The organism is Holdemanella sp. (assembly GCF_056804935.1).
Window position 1 is genome coordinate 1 of sequence record NZ_DBMEXE010000097.1, and the last position, 992, is coordinate 992.

Genomic DNA, 992 nt, shown 5'->3' on the forward strand with positions numbered 1-992 from the left:
GCTAACATCAGTTGTTATAATCATATTTAGAAGAACTAGTACTCCATTCACTCATATCATCCGAAATATGACTTGTAGAAAACGCATTATAGATAGAACAAATCACAGTTCCTCCAACCATTACCACCATAAGCACTGGAATAACTTGAAACATGGTATCAACCGTTTTTTTTGTCCTTTGCATGTCTTCTGAAGCTTCTATTCTTTCCTGAAGATGTTTTTCTTGAGCCGCCCAAAGTTCTTCTTGTGTCATTTCCGAAGTGTCAACACCATCATATTCATATGCAAGCACAGGTGAAACCGATCCTAACATCAACATAAATACTGTAGCCATTCCTAATACTAATTTTTTCATTCTCATATCCTCCTAATTTACCTTTTCACTATATAAGACGAAACAATCTTTCAAATGGTTATACTAAATTTAAATTTTTTTGAAAATGATTAGTATGGCCTATATTGTTCCACTCCTGTTTTGTAATATGTATTAGAAATTAAATCATCTACAACAAATCTTTTAGGCGGTTGTAAACTCAATTGATAACTCAATACCCAACGAAAGAATGGTATTGGCATATTTAATTTCTTACGAGAATCTGCCAAAATTGATTTTACTTTTAATTCTTTCAAATTGTATAAATCAGCAATTTCAGATAAATCTGTATCAAAAACATAAAACAAGATCAACGCAAACCTTTGTTTTGGTGATAATAAATCGAGTTTTTCATCTAAAAGACGTATTTGAGCATTATAATTCACATTTTCATCATAAATAAAATCTGTTTTATCATTTTTTAAATTTGCTTCAAAATCTATTACATCCTCACTAATTTCACAAAAATCAAAGGAAAATCTTTCAGGATCTAACGTATCATAAATACTTTCCATGCACTTTTTGTGAAAATAATCTATCCAATATTCAAAACTATAATCACCCCACAAATGCATTCTTTATATGCGTAATCTCTGTATGATCCAATGTTGGCAACAGG

Annotated in this window: 2 protein-coding genes; both read right to left on the reverse strand. The window is 30.4% G+C overall.

Annotated features, from left to right (window positions below; translation table 11 throughout):
* Window positions 1-7: 7 nt before the first annotated feature.
* Complete coding sequence (locus ACZQCL_RS05650; protein ID WP_482482148.1) at window positions 8-355, reverse strand: hypothetical protein; 348 nt, start codon at window positions 353-355, stop codon at window positions 8-10.
* Between the two features lie 89 nt (window positions 356-444).
* Entirely contained in the window at window positions 445-888 is a 444-nt protein-coding gene (locus ACZQCL_RS05655; protein WP_482482150.1) for an RNA polymerase sigma factor, read from the reverse strand.
* Between the last annotated feature and the right edge of the window lie 104 nt (window positions 889-992).

What these genes read in the sequence shown, in the direction of transcription:
- ACZQCL_RS05650 (WP_482482148.1), bottom strand. Translation starts at nt 355, where the DNA reads ATGAAAAAATTAGTATTAGGAATGGCTACAGTATTTATGTTGATGTTA.
- ACZQCL_RS05655 (WP_482482150.1), bottom strand. Translation starts at nt 888, where the DNA reads ATGGAAAGTATTTATGATACGTTAGATCCTGAAAGATTTTCCTTTGAT.